The following is a 19,282-nucleotide window of genomic DNA, read 5'->3' as shown; positions in this document are numbered from 1 at the left end:
TGGTGACGATCACCGGGTTCTTCTCCTCCTTCGAAACGGGTGATCCGCAGCCGGTGGATCCGGCCCTGCGCGTCGGCACCGGCCCGGCGTCGTCGCCGACCGCGAAGACCGGTGTCGGGTTCACCGGCGCGCACGCCCTCCGCTACGAGAACACGCTGCGCGCGACCATGTTCGAGGTGGACATCGAGGTCACCGGGCACACCGAACTGTCCTATGTGGTCTTCCCCGAATCCGACTCCGACGTGCCCGACTACCGCAGCACCTTCGTGGCGCTGGACGTCGAGTTCACCGACGGGACATCGGCCGGGTTCGGCGCCACGGAGCAAGGCCTGGACAAGACGCTGTACGTGGACCAGTGGAACCTCGTACGCCGCGGGCTGGGTGGGTTCGCCGGACGGCGGATCGCCCGGATCGTCCTGGTCAGCGAACCGCCGGACGGCGAGGGCGCGGGCTGGGTGGACGACGTCCGGATCACCGAACGCCCGATCGAGGTCCGCGAGCCGGTCGACCACGTCCGCACCACCCGCGGCACGCATTCCAGCGACAAGTTCTCGCGCGGCAACAACTTCCCCGCGACCGCGGTCCCGCACGGCTTCAACTTCTGGACCCCGGTCACCGACGCGGGTGCCACGAACTGGATCTACAGCTACCACCGGCACAACGACGCCGAGAACCGGCCGGCGTTGCAGGCGTTCGCGCTGTCGCATCAGCCGAGTCCGTGGATGGGCGACCGGCACACCTTCCAGGTCATGCCGGGGATCGGCCCGGTCAAAGCCGACCGGGCCAAACGCGCGCTCGCGTTCTCCCACGACGACGAGATCGACCGACCGCATCACTACGGTGTCCGGTTCGCCAACGGCGTCACCACCGACATCGCCCCGGCGGATCACGCGGCGCTGTTCCGCTTCACCTTCCCGGGTGATCGCGGCTGGCTGCTGTTCGACAACGCCCGCAACCGGGGCGGATTGCGGCTCGACGCGGCGAACGGCGTGGTCACCGGCCACACCTGGGTGCGCAGCCGGTTGTCGGCCGGGGCGCGGCGGATGTTCGTGCACGCCGAGTTCGACGTCCCGGCCGAACGCGGCGCGAGGATCCGGCGCCCGGTATGGCGCACCGTGACCGGTTTCCTGGAGTTCGCCGCGGGCGAGGTGACGATGCGGATCGCGACGTCGCTGATCAGCCTCGCGCAGGCCAAACGGAACCTCGACCAGGAGATCCCGGCGGGCACGACCTTCCAGCAGGTCCGTGACCAGGCCCGTGCCCAGTGGGCCGGGGTGCTGGACCGGGTCGAGATCGAGGGCGCGACCGAGGACCAGCGCACCACGTTCTACTCGAACCTCTACCGGCTGTTCCTGTATCCGAACTCCGCGCACGAAGTCACCCCGAAGGGTGTGCGTCACGCGAGCCCGGTCATCCGCCGCCTCTGGCCAAGCACGCGCACCAGGACCGGCGCGAAGGTCGTCGACGGCGAGATGTACGTCAACAACGGCTTCTGGGACACCTATCGCACCACGTGGCCCGCGTACGCCCTGCTCACGCCCGGCCGGTGCGGGAAGATGATCGACGGGTTCGTCCAGCAGTACCGCGAGGGCGGCTGGATCTCGCGCTGGTCCTCCCCCGGCTACGCCAACCTCATGACCGGCACCAGTTCCGACGTGGCGTTCGCCGACGCGTACCTCAAAGGCGTGCGCGGCTTCGACGTCGAGGCCGCCTACGAAGCCGCGCTGAAGAACGCGACGGTGACGCCGCGCGGGCAGAGCGTCGGCCGCAAGGGCCTGCACGAGTCGATCTTCCTCGGCTTCACGCCGACGTCGGTCCACGAAGGGCTGTCGTGGGCGATCGAGGGCTGCGTCAACGACTTCGGCCTGGCCAATTTCGCCGAAGCGCTCGGGCGCCACGACGACGCCGCGTACTTCCGGCAGCGTTCACAGCAGTACGCGAACCACTTCGATCCGCTGATCGGGTTCTTCCAGGGCCGCAACCGTGACGGCAGCCGCCATTTCGCCGCCGAGGGCTACGACCCCGAGGCGTGGGGCGGCGACTTCACCGAGACGAACTCCTGGAACACCGCGTTCTCCGTGCCCCACGACGGCGCAGGACTCGCCGCGCTGCACGGCGGCACGGAAGCGCTGGAGTCCAAACTGGACACTTTCTTCGCGATCCCGGAGACCGGCCGCAAACCCGGTTCCTACGGTGGGCTGATCCACGAGATGACCGAGGCCCGCGACGTCCGGATGGGACAGTACGGACATTCCAACCAGCCGTCGCACCACATCCCCTGGATCTACCACTACGCGGGCGCACCTGCGAAGACCCAGCGGATCGTGCGGGAGGTCCTGCGGCGGCTCTACGTCGGAAGCGATCTCGGCCAGGGCTATCCGGGCGACGAGGACAACGGCGAGATGTCCGCTTGGTACGTCTTCGCCGCGCTCGGGTTCTATCCGCTGGCGATGGGCAGCCCCGAGTACGTGATCGGCGCGCCGCTGTTCACGAAGGCGACCGTCCATCTGGAGAACGGGAAGGACCTGGTCGTCGAGGCACCCGGCAACACCGGCGACACCGTGTACGTCCAGGGGCTCACGATCGACGGACGCCCGCACGACACCAGCACGCTCTCGCATTCCGCCATCGCCGACGGCGCCGTGCTGCAGTTCACGATGGGCGAGCAGCCCTCGGACTGGGGCCGCTCCCCTGTCGAGCCCGCCGCCCCGCGACCGCTCACGGACATCACGGTGCCCGACGGTCCCCTGTTCGACGACACCACCAGGACTGAGGTGACCTTCCCGGAGCGCGAACCGGTCATCGAGTTCCCTGTCGAGGACGGGTCGCGGGAGGTCGTGATGTACACGCTGACCTCGGGAAGCCGTCGCGGTGATCCGCGTTCGTGGGTGCTGGAGGGATCCGACGACGGCGAGCACTGGACGCTGCTGGACCAGCGCGAGGGAGAGACGTTCCGGTGGCGCCGACAGACGCGGCCGTTCGCCCTCGCCGAGCCGGCACGGCACGCCAGATACCGTCTTCGCGTCACCTCGTCCACCGCCCGGCGGGTCACCCTCGCCCAAGGAGAGCTGCTCGCCCGATGATCTCCCGCATCACCCAGGCCACGACCGACCGTCTGGTCGCCTCCGATCCCGGTCTGGTCCGGCTCCGGCTCGGTTTCTCGGCCGTGCTCAGCATCATCGTCGCGGTACTGGCGATCCTGCCGTTCCACCAGCCGCTCACGGTGATCCTGGTCGCCGCGATCGCCGCGATGACGTCGGCCTTCACCGTCAACGACGAGACCCCGGGACAGCAGGCGGTGACGCTGGTGCTGGGGCTCGTCCTCGGTGCGGCGTCGCTCACGGCGGCGAGCGTCGGCTCGGCGGTGCCGCCACTGGACAGCGTCGTGTTCGTCCTGCTGATCTTCGTCGCGGTCTACGCCCAGCGGTTCGGCTCGCGCGGGATCGCACTGGGTTCGTTGTCGTTCTTCCTGTTCTTCTTCGCGATGTTCCTGCAGACGCATTTGAAGCAGGTCCCGGCGCTGCTGCTGGCGCTGACCATCGGGATCGCGGCCAACGCGGTGGTCCGGTTCGTCCTGCTGCGCCGGCATACCGACGCGGAGTTCCTGCGGATCCGGCGGGCGTTCCGGGCCCGGCTCGCCGCGGTGGTGCGCGCGGCCGAGGACCACCTGGCGGTGGGCGGCAGCGAACGCACCCGCAAGCGGCTCCGCAGGACGAACGCCCGGATGCACGAGTCCGTGCTCCTCATCGAGGACACCGCTCCGGAGGTGATCGGGGCGGACTCGGTGAACCGGCTCCGCCGCCGGGCGATCGAGGTCGAGCTGGCGGTGCAGTGGCTGACGATCACGGTGCAGCGGACCTGCGCCGAAGATCTCGACGAGGACGTCCGTGACGACCTGATCGCGCGGATGCGGCGGTTCCGGTCGCTGATCGAGCGCGACCCGCGCGAGCTGCCGCTGATCAGCGAGACCGAAGAGTTCAGCAAGATGCTGGTGGAAGGCAGCCGGATCGACGAGCACGCCGCGCCAGGCGACGGCGTCCGCCGTGCGCTGGCCGAGCTGGCGCTGGCCGACGTGCGGGCACAGCGGGTGGCCGAGCACGACGTGTCCGACGCCGTCGACGATCCCGAAGACCCCGACGAGGAGAAGTCGTCGGCGTTCGCCTACGACAACCAGACGCGCAGCGCCATCCAGGCCGTGGTGGGCGGCGGGCTGGCCGTGCTCGGCGGGGAGCTGGTGTCGAGCCAGCGGTGGTACTGGGCGGTGCTGACCGTGTTCGTCGTGTTCATCGGCTCGTCGACCGCGGGCGCGACGTTCGTCAAGGGTGTCCGGCGGCTCGGTGGCACGCTGATCGGGATCGTGGGCGGGCTGGTGCTGACGCTGCTGGTGTCGGGCAGTGTGCCGGCGACGCTGGCGCTGATCCTGGTGTGCGTGTTCGGCATGGTCTACATGGCGCGCGTGTCTCAGGTGATCATGGCGTTCTTCATCACCAGCATGCTCGGGCTGCTGTACAGCCTGCTGGGGACGTTCAGCATCGAGGTGCTCTGGATCCGCGTCGCGGAGACCGCGGTGGGCGCGGCGGCCGGAGTGCTGGCGGCGGTGGTGATCGTGCCGGTGCGCACGCGGGCGGTGATGCTGGACGACGTCTCGGCGCTGCTGGAGGAGCTGGACGAGTTCGTCGAGAAGGCCGCGGGCCTGCTGTCCGGCGCGGAGAACGTGAGTGTCATCGAGAAGTCGCGTGATCTGGACCGGGCGGTGGACAAGGTCCGCACGACGATCGAGCCGCTCACCCATCCGGTGAATCTCAGCAGCCGTCGTGACTACGGCTGGCACGTGCTCACCACGGTGGAGACGATCGCCTTCCGCGCCCGCCACGTCGCGGCGCGGTCGCAGGCCGGGCTGCTGCTCAACGAGGCGGACCGGCTGCTGCTGTACACCGGGCGGATCCGGGAGAACATAGCGGTGCTGAGGAAGGCGATCGGGGATCCCGGCGGTTCGGCGCACGGGACGCTGATCCGGGACGACGGTACGCCCGTGGCGGACCGGATCGACGATCCGCGGGCACGTTCGGTGCTCACCAGCCTCGGGCACCTCGACGAGACGGTGATCGCGCTGGGCCGCGCGTTCGGGGTCGAGGCCACGGATCCGGAGCCGTCCGGGAAACCGTGAGTGGCGGTCCCAGACGTAGTGAAGGCCTCCTTGCCTACTTTGAGGGTAGGCAAGGAGGCCTTCACGGACCGGCCGCAACGACTTGGGGTCGCCTAGGTACATGAAGGCCCCCTTCCTGTACCTAGGCGCAAGGAAGGGGGCCTTCATGTACTGCGGCGAGGTGTGAAGGTCGAGTTTCCTCGACTGAGTCGAGGGAAGGGGTCCTTCACGCGCAGTCGGTGTGGCTACTGGGAGCGGATGTGGCGCCCGGAACCCACGTAGAACCCTCAGGGATCAGTTCTTCGGTTTGGGGCAGTTCTTCCACGAGAAGTGGTACGTGGTCTTGATGGAACCGTCGGTCGAATCCATCGTGACGAAGCTGGTGGTCTTCTTCGGATCGGAAGTACCGACTGCGGCCCGCAGTTCGGTGTTGATGTTGAAGTTCCGGTCCTCGCCGCAGGGTTTGTAGACGATGGCGCCGACTTCGATATTGTCGGTGAACTGCCAGTTGTCCTCGAACGGGCCTTTGAGACTGTGGGTCACATAGGACGTCGGGGAATTGCCCTGGAAGTAGTAGTTGGCCCGTTCCAATCCGGTGGCCCCGGCGGCCAGGGAGGCGAAGCCGCGGTAGTCCGTGCCCGCGATGCCGTAGGTGAATCCCTGCGGAACGTGCACATACAGGTTGAGCTGGCAGTTCTTGCGCAGATCGGTCGGTTTCGCGCCGACGCCGACCTGGGCGGTGTATTCGCTGTAGGTGACGGTGAAGGCGGTGTTGTCCGGTGAGACGGAAACGGCCGCCGTACCCGGTTTGCATCCGGTTCCGTTGACGGTCACGACGTCGATGACTATTTTGTCGGACGGCAACGGAGGCGGCACCCAGGCGTTCGGAGTGACGACCGAAGAGGAAAGCATTACGGCAGCAACCAGCGCGTTGAGCATGGGATCCTTCCCAAAGCTTCCACACGGCGGGAACCGGGCGGATTCGAGGTCAGCGAGACGATCTGACGAAACGGTTTCGGTCACCGGGCGGGGTGACCGCCGAAAACGAGGTCGTCGAGAAGGCTCGCCGCCGCCGGGCGGGCGGCGACGAGCGCTGAAGCCCTCCTTCAGGGCGGCCAAGACCCTGACCGGGCATGGGTGGGACGGCCTTCTTCCGGACCGGGAAGCAGGCCGTCACCCGGGAGCGGCTGTCAGGAGGTCGGGCAGGTCTTCCACGAGAAGTGGTAGGTGGTCTTGAACGCGCCGTCGGTCGAATCCATCGTGATGAAACTGGTGGTCTTCTTCGGATCCGACGAACCGGCGCCGACCCTCAGTTCCGTGTTCACGTTGAGGTTCCGGTCCTCGCCGCACGGCTTGTAGATGATGACGCCGCCTTCGGCCTCGTCACGGAATTGCCAGTTGTCCGAAATCGGCCCGTTGACGGGATGACTGACGTGTGCGGTCGGCGAATTCCCCTGGAAGTAGTAATTCGCCCGCTGCAGCGCCTTGGCGCCGGATTCGAGAGAGGCGAAACCGCGGTAGTCGGCACTGGCGATACCGTAGGTGAATCCCTGCGGCACATGGATGTTGAGGTTGAGCTGGCAGTTCTTCCTGAAATCGGTCGGTTTCGCGCCGACGCCGACCTGGGCGGTGTATTCGCTGTAGGTGACGGTGAACGCGGTGTTGTCCTTGGCGACGGCGACCGCGGACGAACCCGGCGGACATCCGGAACCGTTGACGGTGACGACGTCGATGACGACGCGGTCGGGCGGCGGTCCCGGCGGCGGAGACATGCTGTTCGGCGTTATTATCGACGAGAAAAGGGATACGGCGGCGACCATTGCATTGAGCATGGTGTCCTTCCCGGAAACTTTCACACGGGGGCGGGAAACTGGGCGGACTCATGTTAGCGAAACGATCTTCACGATGCCGCCCGCCGATCGGACGCAAACATCCCGGCAATCGGTTCATGAAATGAAGATATGGTCTGTAACCGTTTTCCGGAGCCAATGGGAACACCGCGGACCCGGGAAAACACCATTCACTTCGCACCATATGAAAAATGCTTTCGCGGATTCACCGTTGACGATTCCGGCGAGACACGGCCTTCTCCGGCGTGAGCCAGGTCACCCGGTGGTGTGCCGCGGGCGCGCACCGCATCGATCAAGAAAACAGTGACTGGACGCACCCGAACGGCGACTCCGGACAGGACTAGCATCTCGGTACAAGTCGATGTCGCCTCAAGCTGGAGAACCGCAATGACCCAAGCCCCTGTCAACGTCACCGTCACCGGTGCGGCCGGCCAGATCGGCTACGCGCTGCTCTTCCGCATCGCGTCCGGTCAGCTGCTCGGCCCGGACACCCCGGTGAAGCTGCGGCTCCTGGAGATCCCGCAGGCGGTCAAGGCGGCTGAGGGCACCGCGATGGAACTCGAAGACGGCGCGTTCCCGCTGCTGTCGGGCATCGACATCTTCGACGACCCGAAGCAGGCCTTCGAGGGCGCGAACGTCGCCCTGCTGGTCGGCGCCCGTCCCCGCGCGAAGGGCATGGAGCGCGGCGACCTGCTCGAGGCCAACGGTGGCATCTTCAAGCCGCAGGGTGAGGCCATCAACGCCGGCGCGGCGAGCGACATCAAGGTCCTCGTGGTCGGCAACCCGGCCAACACCAACGCCCTCATCGCGCAGGCGCACGCGCCCGACGTCCCGGCCGAGCGCTTCACCGCGATGACCCGCCTCGACCACAACCGCGCCCTCGCGCAGCTGTCGAAGAAGCTGGGCGTGCCGGTGACCGAGCTGAAGAAGGTCGCGATCTGGGGCAACCACTCCGCGACCCAGTACCCGTCGATCGCGCACGCCGAGGTGTCCGGCAAGCCCGCGACCGAGGTCGTCACCGACCAGCAGTGGCTGGCCGACGACTTCATCCCGACCGTCGCCAAGCGCGGCGCGGCGATCATCGAGGCCCGCGGCCTGTCCTCCGCGGCGTCGGCCGCCTCCGCGGCGATCGACCACGTCTACACCTGGGTCAACGGCACCCCCGAGGGTGACTGGACCTCGGCGGCGGTCGTGTCCGACGGTTCCTACGGTGTCCCGGAGGGCCTGATCTCCTCGTTCCCGGTCACCGCCGCGAACGGCGAGTACAAGATCGTCCAGGGTCTGGAGATCGACGACTTCTCGCGCGCCCGCATCGACGCGTCGGTCAACGAGCTGGCCGAAGAGCGCGACGCGGTGAAGAAGCTCGGCCTCATCTGAGCCTGAACCACCTCACGAAGGCGGCCGTGTCCCCCGGGACGCGGCCGCCTTTTCGCTGCCGATGATCGTGTCGAGGTTCGCGCGGGTGGCCTCCAGCTCACCGATCGCGTCGTCGATCCGGCTCCGCTGCTGCCGCAGCGCCTCGACCAGTTCCGGGCAGTCCGGCGTCAACCAGCCGTCCTCGTCGACGATGCAGGGCAGGATCTCCAGGATCTGCGCGGTGTTCAGCCCGGCCGCGAGCAGGATCCTGATCCGCCGCACCGCGGCCACGTCGGCGTCCCCGTACACGCGGTAGCCGCTCGGGCGCCGCTCCGGAGTGAGCAGCCCTTGCTCCTCGTAGTACCGCAGCGCGCGCTCGCTGACACCGGTCCGCCGCGCGAACTCCCCGATCCGCATCCGCACTCCAGACTTGACTCTCACGTCAATGTCAAGGTTTAGCTTAGCCGCCATGAGCACCGTGACCGTCCTCGGACTTGGCCCCATGGGCCACGCCCTCGCCACCGCTTTCGCCGCCGCCGGCCACCCCACCACCGGGTGGAATCGCACTCCTGGCAAGGAGAACGGCCTCGACGCCACCATCGCCACGACCGCAGCGGAGGCGATCGAGGCGAGCCCGCTCGTGATCGTCTGCGTACGCGACTACGCCGTGGCACAGTCGATCCTCGACACCGGCGCGCTCAAAGGCCGCACCCTCGTCAACCTCAGCGGCGGATCACCACAGCAGGCCCGCGCGATGGCGACATGGGCCGCCGAACACGGCATCGACTACCTCGACGGGGTGATCATGGCCACGACCGACGCGATCGGCGGCCCCGACGCGGCCCTGTTCTTCAGCGGCCCCGCCGACGTCTACGAAGCACACCGGCCCACGCTGGCCGCGCTCGGCGAGAACGCACAGTACGTCGGCGACTCCCCCGGCCAGGCCGCCGCCTTCGACGCGGCCCTGCAGGACATGCTCTGGACCTCCCTGAGCGGGGTGATCCACATGCTCGCGCTCGCCAAGGCGGAGAACATCGGCGCCACCGACATCGCCACGCACGCCAAGGCGCTGCTCGGCTTCTTCCCGGACATGATCGACCTGCTCGCCGAGCAGGTCGCCACCGAGAACTACTCGGGCGACGCCGGCACACTCGAGTCCACCGCCGCGACGATGGACCACATCCTCGACGCGATCCGAGCGCAAGGCCTCGACAACGGTGTCCTCAGCGCTGCGCGAGCCCAGGTCGGGCAGGCGATCGACGCCGGCCACGGCTCCGACGGATTCGCCAGGCTGGCCGCACTCTAAGACCGGAACTGCCGCGCCTTGATGCCGTACTGGCCCATCTTCCGGTACAGCGTCGCCCGGCCCATCCCGAGCTTCTCCGCCGCACCGACCACGGTGGCCCCCGGCTCGGCGAGACAGCGCACGATCTCGTCCCGTTCCATCGCCTGCAACCGGCTCAACCGATGCCCCACCCCGGAGAACACCTCCGCCGGCAGATGACGGCTGTCGATCACATCCGACCGCGACGCCGCCTCCCGCACCACCCGGCGCAGCTGCTTGGCGTTCTCCGGCCAGTCACAAGCGGTCAGCGCCCGCACCGCGGCCGGGGTGAACGCGACCTCGCGCCCCCGGTCGCGGCGGGCGAAATGATGAGCCAGCGGCACGATGTCGTCCGGCCGGAACCGCAACGCCGGAACCTCGACCACCACCTCCACCAGCGGGGCGAGCGCCTCCGGTATCGCACCGGCGTCCTCCGCCGTCAGCACGAACGGCGGCGGCTCCCCCTCCCGCCGAGCATCGGCGAACAACCCGGCCAGCTCCGCGGCCGCCCACGCCGGGAGCGTGTCCACCCCCGAGACGATCACGCACGTCCCGTCCTTCTCCAGCTCCGGCGTCCACAACGTCAGCCAGGTGTCGACGTCGTCCGGCGCGGGCGGACGCGCGTTGAGCACCCGATCCCTCGGGCGCGTCGCCCGCCGCGCGGCCGACGCGAGCGCCGTCTTCCCGGCGCCGGCCTCACCGACGACAGCGACCACCCGCCCACGGCTCAACGCCGAACCCACCTCACCGAGCGCGTCCGACCAACCCGGAGACAGACTCGGCACGTCAGCCGGATCGAACCGATCCGAATGAACCCGGAACACCTCACCACGCGGCGCCGGCCGCGGAGTCCGCCCCGAAGCCCGTGCCAGCATCAACGCCGCCGTGTTCCCGGCCGCCGCCTGCGCCAGCGCCAGCAGCAGCTCCGACGACTGATCCGACCACGTCGTCAGGTTCACGCTCCCCGCCAACGCCCCGGTCAGCGGATCCAGCACCGGCACCGCCGCGCACGTGTACCCCCGCAAACCCGTGCAGTAATGCTCCGCGGCCCGCACCAGCGTCGGCGCGCGATCGGCCAGCGCCAAACCCAGCCCATTGGTCCCGGCGTTGCTCTCCGCGAAATAGAACCCCGGCGCCAGATGGACCCGGTCCAACGACCGCACTATCGACGCGTCCGTGCACAGCCTGCTCAGCACCAGGCCTTCACTGTCGGTGATCATCAAGCTGACCGGTTCGTTCGCCAACGTTGCCTGCAAGCCGCGCAACACCTCGTTGCCGCACTCGTACAGCAGCGAACCGGTGTCCAGCGACCCGGTGAACACCGGCCGCACCTCGTCCTCGGGCGCGCCGTACCGGGCGCTGCGCTGCCAGGACGCCCGCAACCGCGGCGCGATCACCGCGTTCGCGCTCTCCACATCGACCTCCCGGGACGCCACACTGCGTTCGGACCTCCGCACAGCGTACGTCCGCGGCCACCGGCACACAGGCCCGTCGATGTCTCAAACTGAGACACCGCGCGCCTCCCTGACCTGCGCCGACACCCCTAGCGTTCACCTCCAACGTGCCAACGGCGGTCACGAACGCGGAGGAAACCCATGTACACCAAGGACGGCGAGAGCTACTTCATCGTGGACGCGCACGTCGCGCTCTGGGACGCCCGGCCGGAGAACCAGGCCAACATCCACGGCAAGCAGTTCATCGACTGCTTCTACGACTACCACCGCAACCTCAGCCCCGAATCCGAGCTGTGGTCCTACGAGGAGTACCTCTACTACGGCGGCGAGCGCCTGATGAAGGACCTCTTCCAGGACGGCTACGTCGACCACGCCATCTTCCAGCCCGCGCACCTCGGCGCCTTCTACAACAACGGCTTCGGCCAGACCGAGGAGGCCTTCGCCCTCACCAAGAAGCACCCCGGCAAACTCACCTACAACCACTGCTTCGACCCACGCCTCGAACAAGCAGGCCTCGACCAGCTCCGCCGCGACGCCGAACGCTTCGGCCTCAAAGGCGTCAAGCTCTACACCGCGGAATGGCGGGACGACTCCCGCGGCTACAAACTCGACGACCCCTGGTGCCGCCGCTACCTGGAAACCTGCCTCGACCTCGGCATCCGCAACATCCATATCCACAAGGGCCCCACCATCCGCCCCCTCGACCGCGACGCCTTCGACGTCGCCGACGTGGACAAGGTCGCCACCGACTACACCGACCTCAACTTCGTCGTCGAACACTGCGGACTCCCCCGGCTCGAAGACTTCTGCTGGATCGCCACCCAGGAACCCAACGTCCACGCCGGCCTCGCCGTCGCGATGCCGTTCATCCACACCCGCCCGCGCTACTTCGCCCAGATCATCGGCGAACTGCTCTACTGGCTCGACGAAGACCGCATCCAGTTCTCCAGCGACTACGCACTCTGGACCCCGAAATGGCTGGTCGAACGGTTCGTCGACTTCCAGATCCCCGAGGACATGACCGAATACGCGCCACTGACCAACGACCAGAAGCGCAAGATCCTCGGCCTCAACGCCGCCGCGATGTACGACCTCCCGGTCCCCGAGGAACTCCAGGTCCGCCGCCTCGAAACCCAAGCCGTCTCGGTGGCCTGACATGCGCGAACACGACGCCTACACCGCACTCCACGCCGTCTACGACCCCGAACTCGACGAACCCATCACCGACCTCGGCTTCGTCCGCTCCTTCACGGTCGACGGAACCGAGGTCACCGTCCACCTGAGGCTCCCGACGTCGTTCTGCTCACCGAACTTCGCCTACCTCATGGCCTCCGACGCCAAGGACGTCCTCACCGCGCTCGACGGCGTCTCCCGCGTCCACGTCGTCCTCGACGACCACCACGACTCCGACCTCATCAACCGCGGCCTCGCCGCCGACGCCGGCTACCGAGGCACCTTCGGCGACGAAGCCGACCAGGACCTCGACGAACTCCGGCTCACCTTCCGCCGCAAAGCCCACACCGCGGCCATGGAACGCGCCCTCACCAGGCTCCTGCGCGAAAACCGGGAACTGACCGAAGACCGGCTCCACGACATCACCCTCGCCGACCTGCCCGACCACCGCACCACCCACGCACTCCTGCGCCGGCGCGCCGCGCTCGGACTCGACACCGCACCGGAGGCACCGGTCCTCGTCGACGACCACGGCACGCCCTACCCCCGCGAAGAAATCCCGCTCAGGCTCCGGTTCGCCCGCTCCGTCCGCATCTCGATCGACGGCAACGCCCACTTCTGCCGCGGCCTGCTGCGCACCCGCTACCCCGAATCCGCCGCCGACCAGACACCCCGAAACCAGGAGGTCCACGCATCGTGAAAGCGATCCAGGTCACCGGTTACCACGAGAAGCTCCAGCTGACCGAGGTCGCCGAACCCGAACCCACCGGCCCCTACGACGTCATCGTCCGCATCGGCGGCGCCGGCGTCTGCCGCACCGACCTCCACATCCTCGAAGGCCAATGGGCCGAGAAATCCGGCGTCACCCTCCCGTACACGATCGGCCACGAAAACGCAGGCTGGGTACACGCCGTCGGCAGCGCGGTCACCAACGTGACCGAAGGCGACAAGGTCATCGTCCACCCCCTCATCACCTGCGGCCTCTGCCGCGCCTGCCGATCCGGCGACGACGTCCACTGCGCCCAATCCCAGTTCCCCGGCATCGACACCGCGGGCGGCTACGCGGAATACCTCAAGACCTCAGCCCGCAGCGTTGTCCGCATCGACGACACCCTCGAACCCGCCGACGTCGCCGCCCTCGCCGACGCGGGCCTCACCGCCTACCACGCCGCCGCGAAAGCCGCCCGACGACTCAGGCCCGGCGACCGCTGCGTCGTCATCGGCGCCGGCGGCCTCGGCCACATCGGGATCCAGGTGCTCAAGGCCCTCACCGCCGCCGAACTCGTCGTCGTCGACCGCAACCCCGACGCCGTCGAACTGGCGGTCTCCATCGGTGCCGACCACGGCGTCATCGCCGACGGCACCCAGATCGACCAGGTCCTCGACCTCACCGGCGGCGAAGGCGCCGAAACCGTCATCGACTTCGTCGGCGAAGGCGGCGCCACCAAAGACGGCCTCGCGATGCTGCGCCGCGCCGGCGACTACCACGTCGTCGGCTACGGCGAGAACATCGACGTCCCCACCATCGACGTCATCTCCACCGAGATCAACCTGATCGGCAACCTCGTCGGCTCCTACACCGACCTCTGCGAACTCATGGTCCTGGCCGCACAAGGCCGCGTGAAACTCCACACCGCGCGCTACCCACTCGAAGAGTTCCAAACCGCGCTCGACGACCTCGACGCCGGACGCATCCGCGGCCGCGCCATCCTCGTGCCCTGACACCTCGTGAGTGGTGGGGACGGTTGGAACCGACCGTGCCTTGGCGTGTCGTCCATCCAGTCACGTGACATCGCCGGTGCGAGCAATCCGGCCCGAAGTGATGTCGCGAAAGCCACTTTAGGGACGTCTGATGTCCCGAAAGTGGCTTTCGCGACACTCAGCAGCCCGCGCCGGTCGCGAACTCCCGGTTGGCTCCGACCGTCCCCACCACTCACGACACAATGAGCCAGTGCAGCTGAACGCGCTCCTCACCGGCCAACCCTCGGAAGTCCTCACCCGGGTCCTCGCACTCACCCGCGCCGAGCGGAAAGCCCTCGTCCCCGAACTCCTGGCCGCGTTCAAGGACAGCAGCGAGTTCATCGAGATCAAGCCCAACACCTACGGCGTCCGCAACCCGCTCAGGGGCCAGCAAGCCGCCACCGCGCTCTGGGCCGCCCTCCCCGCGAGCGACCCCCTGCTCCCCAAACTCTGGATCGCCTCACCCACGATCCTCGAACGCGTCCTCCAGGACCGGCCACTCGCCGAACGCAAGACGATCGCGCTACGCGTCATCGGCCACCAGACCGCCTGGGAAGCCGTCCGCCGCATGATCCTCGACGGCGACCTCAAACCCGTCCGGACACCCGAGTACCACGCCGGCTGGTTCCGCTGGGCCGGCCGCTTCGGGGGCAAACTCCTGGCAGAGCGGCTCCGAACCGAACCCGAAGCCCTCACCGAACTCTGGGAACTACTCACGATCGAAGGCAACGGAGACGCCAGCTTCGCCGCCTTCGACAAGTACGTCCGCGACCAGGACAAATGGTCCACCGCCCTGCTCGAACTCACCAAGACCGGTGAAGTCGACCGCACCAGGCTGCTCGACCTCACCCTGGACATCCTCGCCCGCGACTTCGCCGCCTTCCGCGCCCAGTGGTACGCCGCGCTCCACGAAGCGCTCGCCCCCACCCCGGAGGAACGCACGAAGGCACAACACCGCTACGCCCGGCTGTGCGGAAGCGGCCTCCCCCGCACCGTCTCCTTCGCCGTCAAAGCACTGTCCCTTGTGGACAAACAAGGCACGCTCGACGACGAAGTCGCGCTCCAGCACCTCCCCGCGGCAGCGGCCGGGCGCGGCGCCACCACCGCCGAACGCGCCCTCAAACTCGCCGGCCGCATCGCCGACCGTCGGCCCGAACTCAGCGACCTCGCCGACGAAGTCTTCGAAGCGGCACTCACCCACGAAGCCTCCGACGTCCGCGCTCTCGCCATCGCCCGGCTCGGCGTCACCCCCGCCCAGGCACCCGCCATCGAGACCGCCGAATACCCGGAACCCACGCGACCGCCATGGGACCAGCGCAAGACCCTGACCATCCCACTCGACATCCCCGACACCCCGGCCGCGGTCGCCGAAGCCCTCTCGTCCCTGCTCGCCGACCCCGACCAAGCCGACCTCCTCCTGGCCGCCCTCGACGGCGCCCACCGCGTCGCGGACGAACTCCCGGACGCCCTCAAACCACTGGTGAAACGCGCCGCCAGAATCGACGCCCAGAGATACAGCCCGGCCGTGCCGAAGATGATCGCCACCCTCGTCCTCGGCCTCACCGGCCACGACGTTCCGCCCCCACCCAAGGTCGGCGACTGGCGACGTCCGCTCCACCACCGGATCACCGCCCTGCTCGAAGGCACAGCCGCTCCCGTTTCCGCCGCCACCCACCAAGGCGGCTGGCTCGATCCCGTCGTGTTCGTCTCCCGCATGCTCGAACACCCCGACGCGGCCGAAGACGACGTCGTCGACGCCCTCCTGAGACTCGCCCCGGACACCAGGCCCGAAGCCCTCGCCCTCGCCTCGGAACTCACCGGACCTCACGCCGACAACATCCGCTACGCGCTCGGCGGACCGGCCGGCCGAAAAACCGGCTGGATCGCCCTCGCCGCCGCCCGCGCCCGGTACCCGGAATCCGCCGACCCCGCCGCCGCGCTCCGCGGAGAACCCGGACCGCCGCTCACCTGGACGGCGAAAGCCGGCCCCAGCGGCCGCCACAACCTGACCACACTGGACATCGAACCGGCTCCGGAGGCGGCCTCGCCGAAAGTTCCCTGGCTGGGCGTGCCGTTCGACGGCCCGGCCACCGAATGGCTCGGCTTCACCGAATGCCACGAAGCGGTCGCCTCCCCTTACGATCGGGACCACATCGAAGCCGCCGTCGCCGGATACCTCTTCTTCAACGACACCGAATTCGGCAATCCCGTGGAGAAGGCCGCACTGCCCCCGTTCCTGGACAGCCCCTCGGTCCCGGGCTTCCCCGGCACGATGCTCCTCGCCACCACCCTCACGCTGAAACGCTCCACCGCCGTCCAACTGGGCACGGACGCCGTGCTGACCCTCCTCGACCGACGGATGCTCGGCCCCCGTGCGCTCGGCGCGGCACTGGGAGTGCTCGGCCCGTACCTCATCGCACCCCGGCTGGCATCCCGGCTTTCGATCATCGCGAACGAACACCCGGTAGCCGTTCTGTCCACACTGGACACTTTGCTGCCGGAGCTGGAGCATGCGCGACGCGGTATCTTCGCGCTTCTGGAACTCGCCGCGGACCTCGTGGAACGCGGAGCGGGGACGATCAGCGACGAAACGAAGGAATGGCTGGCCCGCTTCAAAGGCAGTTCGAAAGCGGCGAAGGCGGCATCACGACTCCGCCGATGACATCCGGGCCGCCAGGACGTGCGAACACGGGCCCCGGGTCTCCTGATGCTTGGCCCACCACGCACACGTGCACCCGGCCGGCGAAAGCCGGACGCGTTGCACGGAGCCGGCGCGCGTGATCTCGTAGCCGCCATCCGGCAACAACCGGACGGCTCCGGCGGCAACGAGCTCGCGGGCCTTCGCCAGGCGGCCGTTCGCCGGAGCGTTCCCGCTCGGGAGTTCACGCGGGAACCACGTGCCGTCGACGACGTCGTGACCGGCGCGACCCGCGACGAGATCCGGCGCTTCGAGCCCGGCGGCCAGCGAGTTCAGCCAGCCGCCTTCGCCCGAGAAACCACGGGACGGCTCCGGCGACAATGTGACGACGAGCCGCGCTCGGTCCAGCTGAAGCACCCAGGTGGCGACCTCACTGTCCGGTCGCGTGTAGACGGTCAGCCCTTGGGCGAACCGGACGAGGGGCTCGATCACTCGCAGCCGATGCAGTCCGGTCGCCGGAATCGAGTCACGTCCCGGCCGTGAGGTCAGCCGGAGCCCGCGGCCGGACGCGACCGCCCACGACCGGCCGACGGCAGTGGGAAGCCGCCTCAGGAAGTTCCGCGTCTCCGCCTTGTCCAGCTTCGCCCTCTCGACGGCACCCTCCGTGACAGCGGCGACCTCGGCGAATCCCGCGACCCAGCGGTCCGGCAGCGGCACCACGGACTCGTCGTTCCGCCCGTCCAGCGTGCGAAGGCGGATTCCTTCACCACGAACGGTCAAGTGCAAGGGATCCTGGGCCACGACTCCCGCGAGGACGGTCCTCGTCGCGTCGGACAGATCGACGTTCGTGCAGCCCTCGCCGAGGTCACCCACGTCCAGCAGATCGAGCCTGGCGTAAACCCCGCAGCACGGGGAAAAGGCCTCGACACGCAGGGTCGTCCGGTCCGCGGTGAACACCGGATCGGACTCGGCGATGAGCCGGTTCACCATGGACGGAGGCATCCAGAACCGGGTGCGCGCGACCTTCCCCAGCACGAGCAGCGCTTGGGCCGCCTGCGCTCCCGGTTCCACGAAACCCTTGAAAAGCACCGGCGTCCGAATATCTTCTTCGGGCTGCTCCAGTAAGACCTCGGTGATCACGCGCCAACCCTAGCCAGGGCCCCCGACAGTCTTTGCAGATCTTTTCCGGCTAGGTGAAATGATCTTTTTCAACGCCATGCTGAATAGGTCGTTATACACCTTGACAGACGACGACCCAAGGGCGTCGACGGCAGGCCCCGGCGCGGGTTTCGGGGCCTGCCGTCTCCCTCCCCCACCCGGAGGCTTCACCCGTATGAGGTGCTCCCCTCCCCTGGGTTCGGCCTATCGGGCAGATCTCCAGCCGGCACCCGCTCCCGGGGCCGGGTGCTGATATTCCGCGACCAAGCCGGGGTGGGTGATCGTGGCCCCTTCACGGAAGGACACCCGCTCCTCCCGGCGACAGGTCCGCCCCGCCGCGTAGCCGATCCCAAAGCCCAGTGGCAGCAGTGCGAGTTCGGCGATCTGGATCCAGTTGGCGAACATCGGTCCTCCCCTAGTCCGGCCAGCGCGGCTCCTCGATTCTATTCGTCAACTATCCTCGTCTGATTCGGCTATTCGTGTACTATTCGCGCTCTAGCCCCGTGTGGGAGTAGCATGATCGCGCAACGAGCAGGAGCCCACTTCGCCTCGACCCCGCGAAAGAAGATCATGCCCACCTCGTCGCCCCATCCCGGCTCCGACCGCGTCCGGCTCGCCACGAAACTCCGCGAGCTACGGGCAGCCACCGGCCTGTCCGGCAACCAGTTCGCCAAAAACCTTGGCTGGCCCCAATCACGGGTGTCCAAGATCGAAACGGCCGTGCAGTTCCCGACCGGTGACGACATCGCGGGCTGGCTCGCCGCGGCGGGCGCCGCCGACCAGGAGGACTCGGTTCTCGAACTGCTCAAACGGGCCCGCGTGGAATCGGTGTCGTTCCGCGACGAGTTCCGCAAACCCGGTGGAGCCGCCGCCAAACAGCGATCCGTCCTCGAACTGGAGCAGCGGGCGAGCCGCGTCGCCACGTTCCAACCGGCGCTGCTTCCCGGGCCCGTGCAGACGCCCGGCTTCATGCGAGAACTGCTCGCACTCCCCTCGGGCCCGGCACGTACGGGTGGCGCCGCCGATGCCGACATCGAACGCATGGTGGCCGTCCGAATCGAACGGCAGGCGCAACTTCACGACCCGGGCAAGGCTATGCCGCTGGTGATCGGCGAGGCCGCGCTGTGGATCCGGGTCGGCGATCTCGACACCCAGCTCGGCCAGCTGGACCGGCTCTCCTCGCTCGCCGACCTGCGCACCGTCGACCTGCGCATCCTTCCCTTCAGCAAGGCCATGCCGATCGCGCCGCTGCACGGATTCCGCATCTACGACGCCGAACTCGTCGTGGTGGAACTGTTCGCCGGCGAGCACCTGATCAGGGATCCGGAGGAGATCGCCTTGTACGAGCACATGTTCGGCACGCTGCACGCCGAAGCGCTGTCCGGCGACGCGGCCGCCCGGCTGATCCGGAGCGTCTCACGACGACTGACCGAAGACGACTGA

The 19,282-nt window shown here is 68.2% G+C and carries 14 protein-coding genes; 9 read left to right on the top strand and 5 right to left on the bottom strand.

From position 1 onward, the window contains the following. The first annotated feature begins 2 nt into the window (after positions 1-2). Together NQK81_RS00390 and NQK81_RS00385 are read left to right on the top strand one after the other, a co-directional pair. A complete protein-coding gene (locus NQK81_RS00390; RefSeq protein WP_257486489.1) occupies positions 3-3,083 on the top strand; it encodes a GH92 family glycosyl hydrolase in 3,081 nt (1,026 codons plus the stop codon). Next, positions 3,080-5,167 (top strand): FUSC family protein, encoded by a 2,088-nt coding sequence (locus NQK81_RS00385; RefSeq protein ID WP_257486488.1) that lies wholly within the window; start codon positions 3,080-3,082, stop codon positions 5,165-5,167. The genes NQK81_RS00390 and NQK81_RS00385 overlap by 4 nt, the downstream gene beginning before the upstream one ends. A gap of 273 nt (positions 5,168-5,440) precedes the next feature. Here NQK81_RS00385 and NQK81_RS00380 read toward each other — a convergent pair whose 3' ends face one another. Next, positions 5,441-6,085 carry a DUF4360 domain-containing protein gene (locus tag NQK81_RS00380; protein WP_257486487.1) on the bottom strand — a complete coding sequence of 215 codons (645 nt, stop codon included), beginning with the start codon at positions 6,083-6,085 and terminating at the stop codon, positions 5,441-5,443. 251 nt (positions 6,086-6,336) lie between these two features. After that, positions 6,337-6,918, bottom strand: a complete 582-nt coding sequence (locus NQK81_RS00375) for a DUF4360 domain-containing protein (protein ID WP_126733160.1) — start codon at positions 6,916-6,918, stop codon at positions 6,337-6,339. Between the two features lie 465 nt (positions 6,919-7,383). Between NQK81_RS00375 and NQK81_RS00370 the strand changes: the two genes are divergently transcribed. Continuing rightward, positions 7,384-8,373 (top strand): malate dehydrogenase, encoded by a 990-nt coding sequence (locus NQK81_RS00370; RefSeq protein ID WP_257486486.1) that lies wholly within the window; start codon positions 7,384-7,386, stop codon positions 8,371-8,373. 12 nt (positions 8,374-8,385) lie between these two features. On the opposite strand, the gene NQK81_RS00365 is transcribed toward NQK81_RS00370, so the two are convergent. After that, the gene (locus tag NQK81_RS00365) at positions 8,386-8,769 is read right to left on the bottom strand and encodes a MerR family transcriptional regulator (RefSeq protein WP_257486485.1); all 384 of its coding nucleotides are present in this window, start codon (positions 8,767-8,769) and stop codon (positions 8,386-8,388) included. Positions 8,770-8,821: 52 nt separating this feature from the next. Here NQK81_RS00365 and NQK81_RS00360 point away from each other — a divergent pair, with 52 nt between their 5' ends. Further along, positions 8,822-9,658, top strand: a complete 837-nt coding sequence (locus NQK81_RS00360; protein ID WP_257486484.1) for an NAD(P)-dependent oxidoreductase — start codon at positions 8,822-8,824, stop codon at positions 9,656-9,658. Here the strand turns inward: NQK81_RS00360 and NQK81_RS00355 are convergent. Next, complete coding sequence (locus NQK81_RS00355) at positions 9,655-11,091, bottom strand: AAA-type ATPase lid domain-containing protein (protein ID WP_257486483.1); 1,437 nt, start codon at positions 11,089-11,091, stop codon at positions 9,655-9,657. The two genes, NQK81_RS00360 and NQK81_RS00355, sit on opposite strands and share 4 nt — an antisense overlap. Positions 11,092-11,271: 180 nt before the next feature. Between NQK81_RS00355 and NQK81_RS00350 the strand changes: the two genes are divergently transcribed. The 4 genes from NQK81_RS00350 to NQK81_RS00335 all read left to right on the top strand — a co-directional run bounded on the left by NQK81_RS00350 (position 11,272) and on the right by NQK81_RS00335 (position 16,705). Further along, positions 11,272-12,285, top strand: a complete 1,014-nt coding sequence (locus NQK81_RS00350) for an amidohydrolase family protein (protein WP_257486482.1) — start codon at positions 11,272-11,274, stop codon at positions 12,283-12,285. 1 nt (position 12,286) lies between these two features. Beyond that, the gene (locus tag NQK81_RS00345; RefSeq protein ID WP_257486481.1) at positions 12,287-13,003 is read left to right on the top strand and encodes an iron-sulfur cluster assembly protein; all 717 of its coding nucleotides are present in this window, start codon (positions 12,287-12,289) and stop codon (positions 13,001-13,003) included. Next, positions 13,000-14,025: an NAD(P)-dependent alcohol dehydrogenase gene (locus NQK81_RS00340; protein WP_257486480.1), complete on the top strand. Its 1,026-nt coding sequence runs from the start codon at positions 13,000-13,002 to the stop codon at positions 14,023-14,025. The genes NQK81_RS00345 and NQK81_RS00340 overlap by 4 nt, the downstream gene beginning before the upstream one ends. Positions 14,026-14,254: 229 nt before the next feature. Continuing rightward, on the top strand, positions 14,255-16,705 hold the full coding sequence (locus NQK81_RS00335) for a DUF6493 family protein (RefSeq protein WP_257486479.1): 2,451 nt from the start codon (positions 14,255-14,257) through the stop codon (positions 16,703-16,705). Here NQK81_RS00335 and NQK81_RS00330 read toward each other — a convergent pair. After that, the gene (locus NQK81_RS00330) at positions 16,688-17,821 is read right to left on the bottom strand and encodes an SWIM zinc finger family protein (RefSeq protein ID WP_257486478.1); all 1,134 of its coding nucleotides are present in this window, start codon (positions 17,819-17,821) and stop codon (positions 16,688-16,690) included. The two genes, NQK81_RS00335 and NQK81_RS00330, sit on opposite strands and share 18 nt — an antisense overlap. Positions 17,822-18,355: 534 nt before the next feature. Between NQK81_RS00330 and NQK81_RS00325 the strand changes: the two genes are divergently transcribed. Beyond that, entirely contained in the window at positions 18,356-19,282 is a 927-nt protein-coding gene (locus NQK81_RS00325; RefSeq protein ID WP_257486477.1) for a helix-turn-helix domain-containing protein, read from the top strand.

It is taken from the genome of Amycolatopsis roodepoortensis (genome assembly GCF_024628825.1).
Taxonomy (GTDB): domain Bacteria; phylum Actinomycetota; class Actinomycetes; order Mycobacteriales; family Pseudonocardiaceae; genus Amycolatopsis; species Amycolatopsis roodepoortensis.
This window is presented reverse-complemented; position numbering and strand designations above follow the sequence as displayed.

Excerpts from the sequence above, each read along its gene's own strand:
- NQK81_RS00325 (WP_257486477.1), top strand. The coding sequence starts at position 18,356 with ATGATCGCGCAACGAGCAGGAGCCCACTTCGCCTCGACCCCGCGAAAG.
- NQK81_RS00345 (WP_257486481.1), top strand. The coding sequence starts at position 12,287 with ATGCGCGAACACGACGCCTACACCGCACTCCACGCCGTCTACGACCCC.
- NQK81_RS00370 (WP_257486486.1), top strand. The coding sequence starts at position 7,384 with ATGACCCAAGCCCCTGTCAACGTCACCGTCACCGGTGCGGCCGGCCAG.
- NQK81_RS00385 (WP_257486488.1), top strand. The coding sequence starts at position 3,080 with ATGATCTCCCGCATCACCCAGGCCACGACCGACCGTCTGGTCGCCTCC.
- NQK81_RS00375 (WP_126733160.1), bottom strand. The coding sequence starts at position 6,918 with ATGTCTCCGCCGCCGGGACCGCCGCCCGACCGCGTCGTCATCGACGTC.
- NQK81_RS00350 (WP_257486482.1), top strand. The coding sequence starts at position 11,272 with ATGTACACCAAGGACGGCGAGAGCTACTTCATCGTGGACGCGCACGTC.
- NQK81_RS00360 (WP_257486484.1), top strand. The coding sequence starts at position 8,822 with ATGAGCACCGTGACCGTCCTCGGACTTGGCCCCATGGGCCACGCCCTC.
- NQK81_RS00380 (WP_257486487.1), bottom strand. The coding sequence starts at position 6,085 with ATGCTCAACGCGCTGGTTGCTGCCGTAATGCTTTCCTCTTCGGTCGTC.
- NQK81_RS00365 (WP_257486485.1), bottom strand. The coding sequence starts at position 8,769 with ATGCGGATCGGGGAGTTCGCGCGGCGGACCGGTGTCAGCGAGCGCGCG.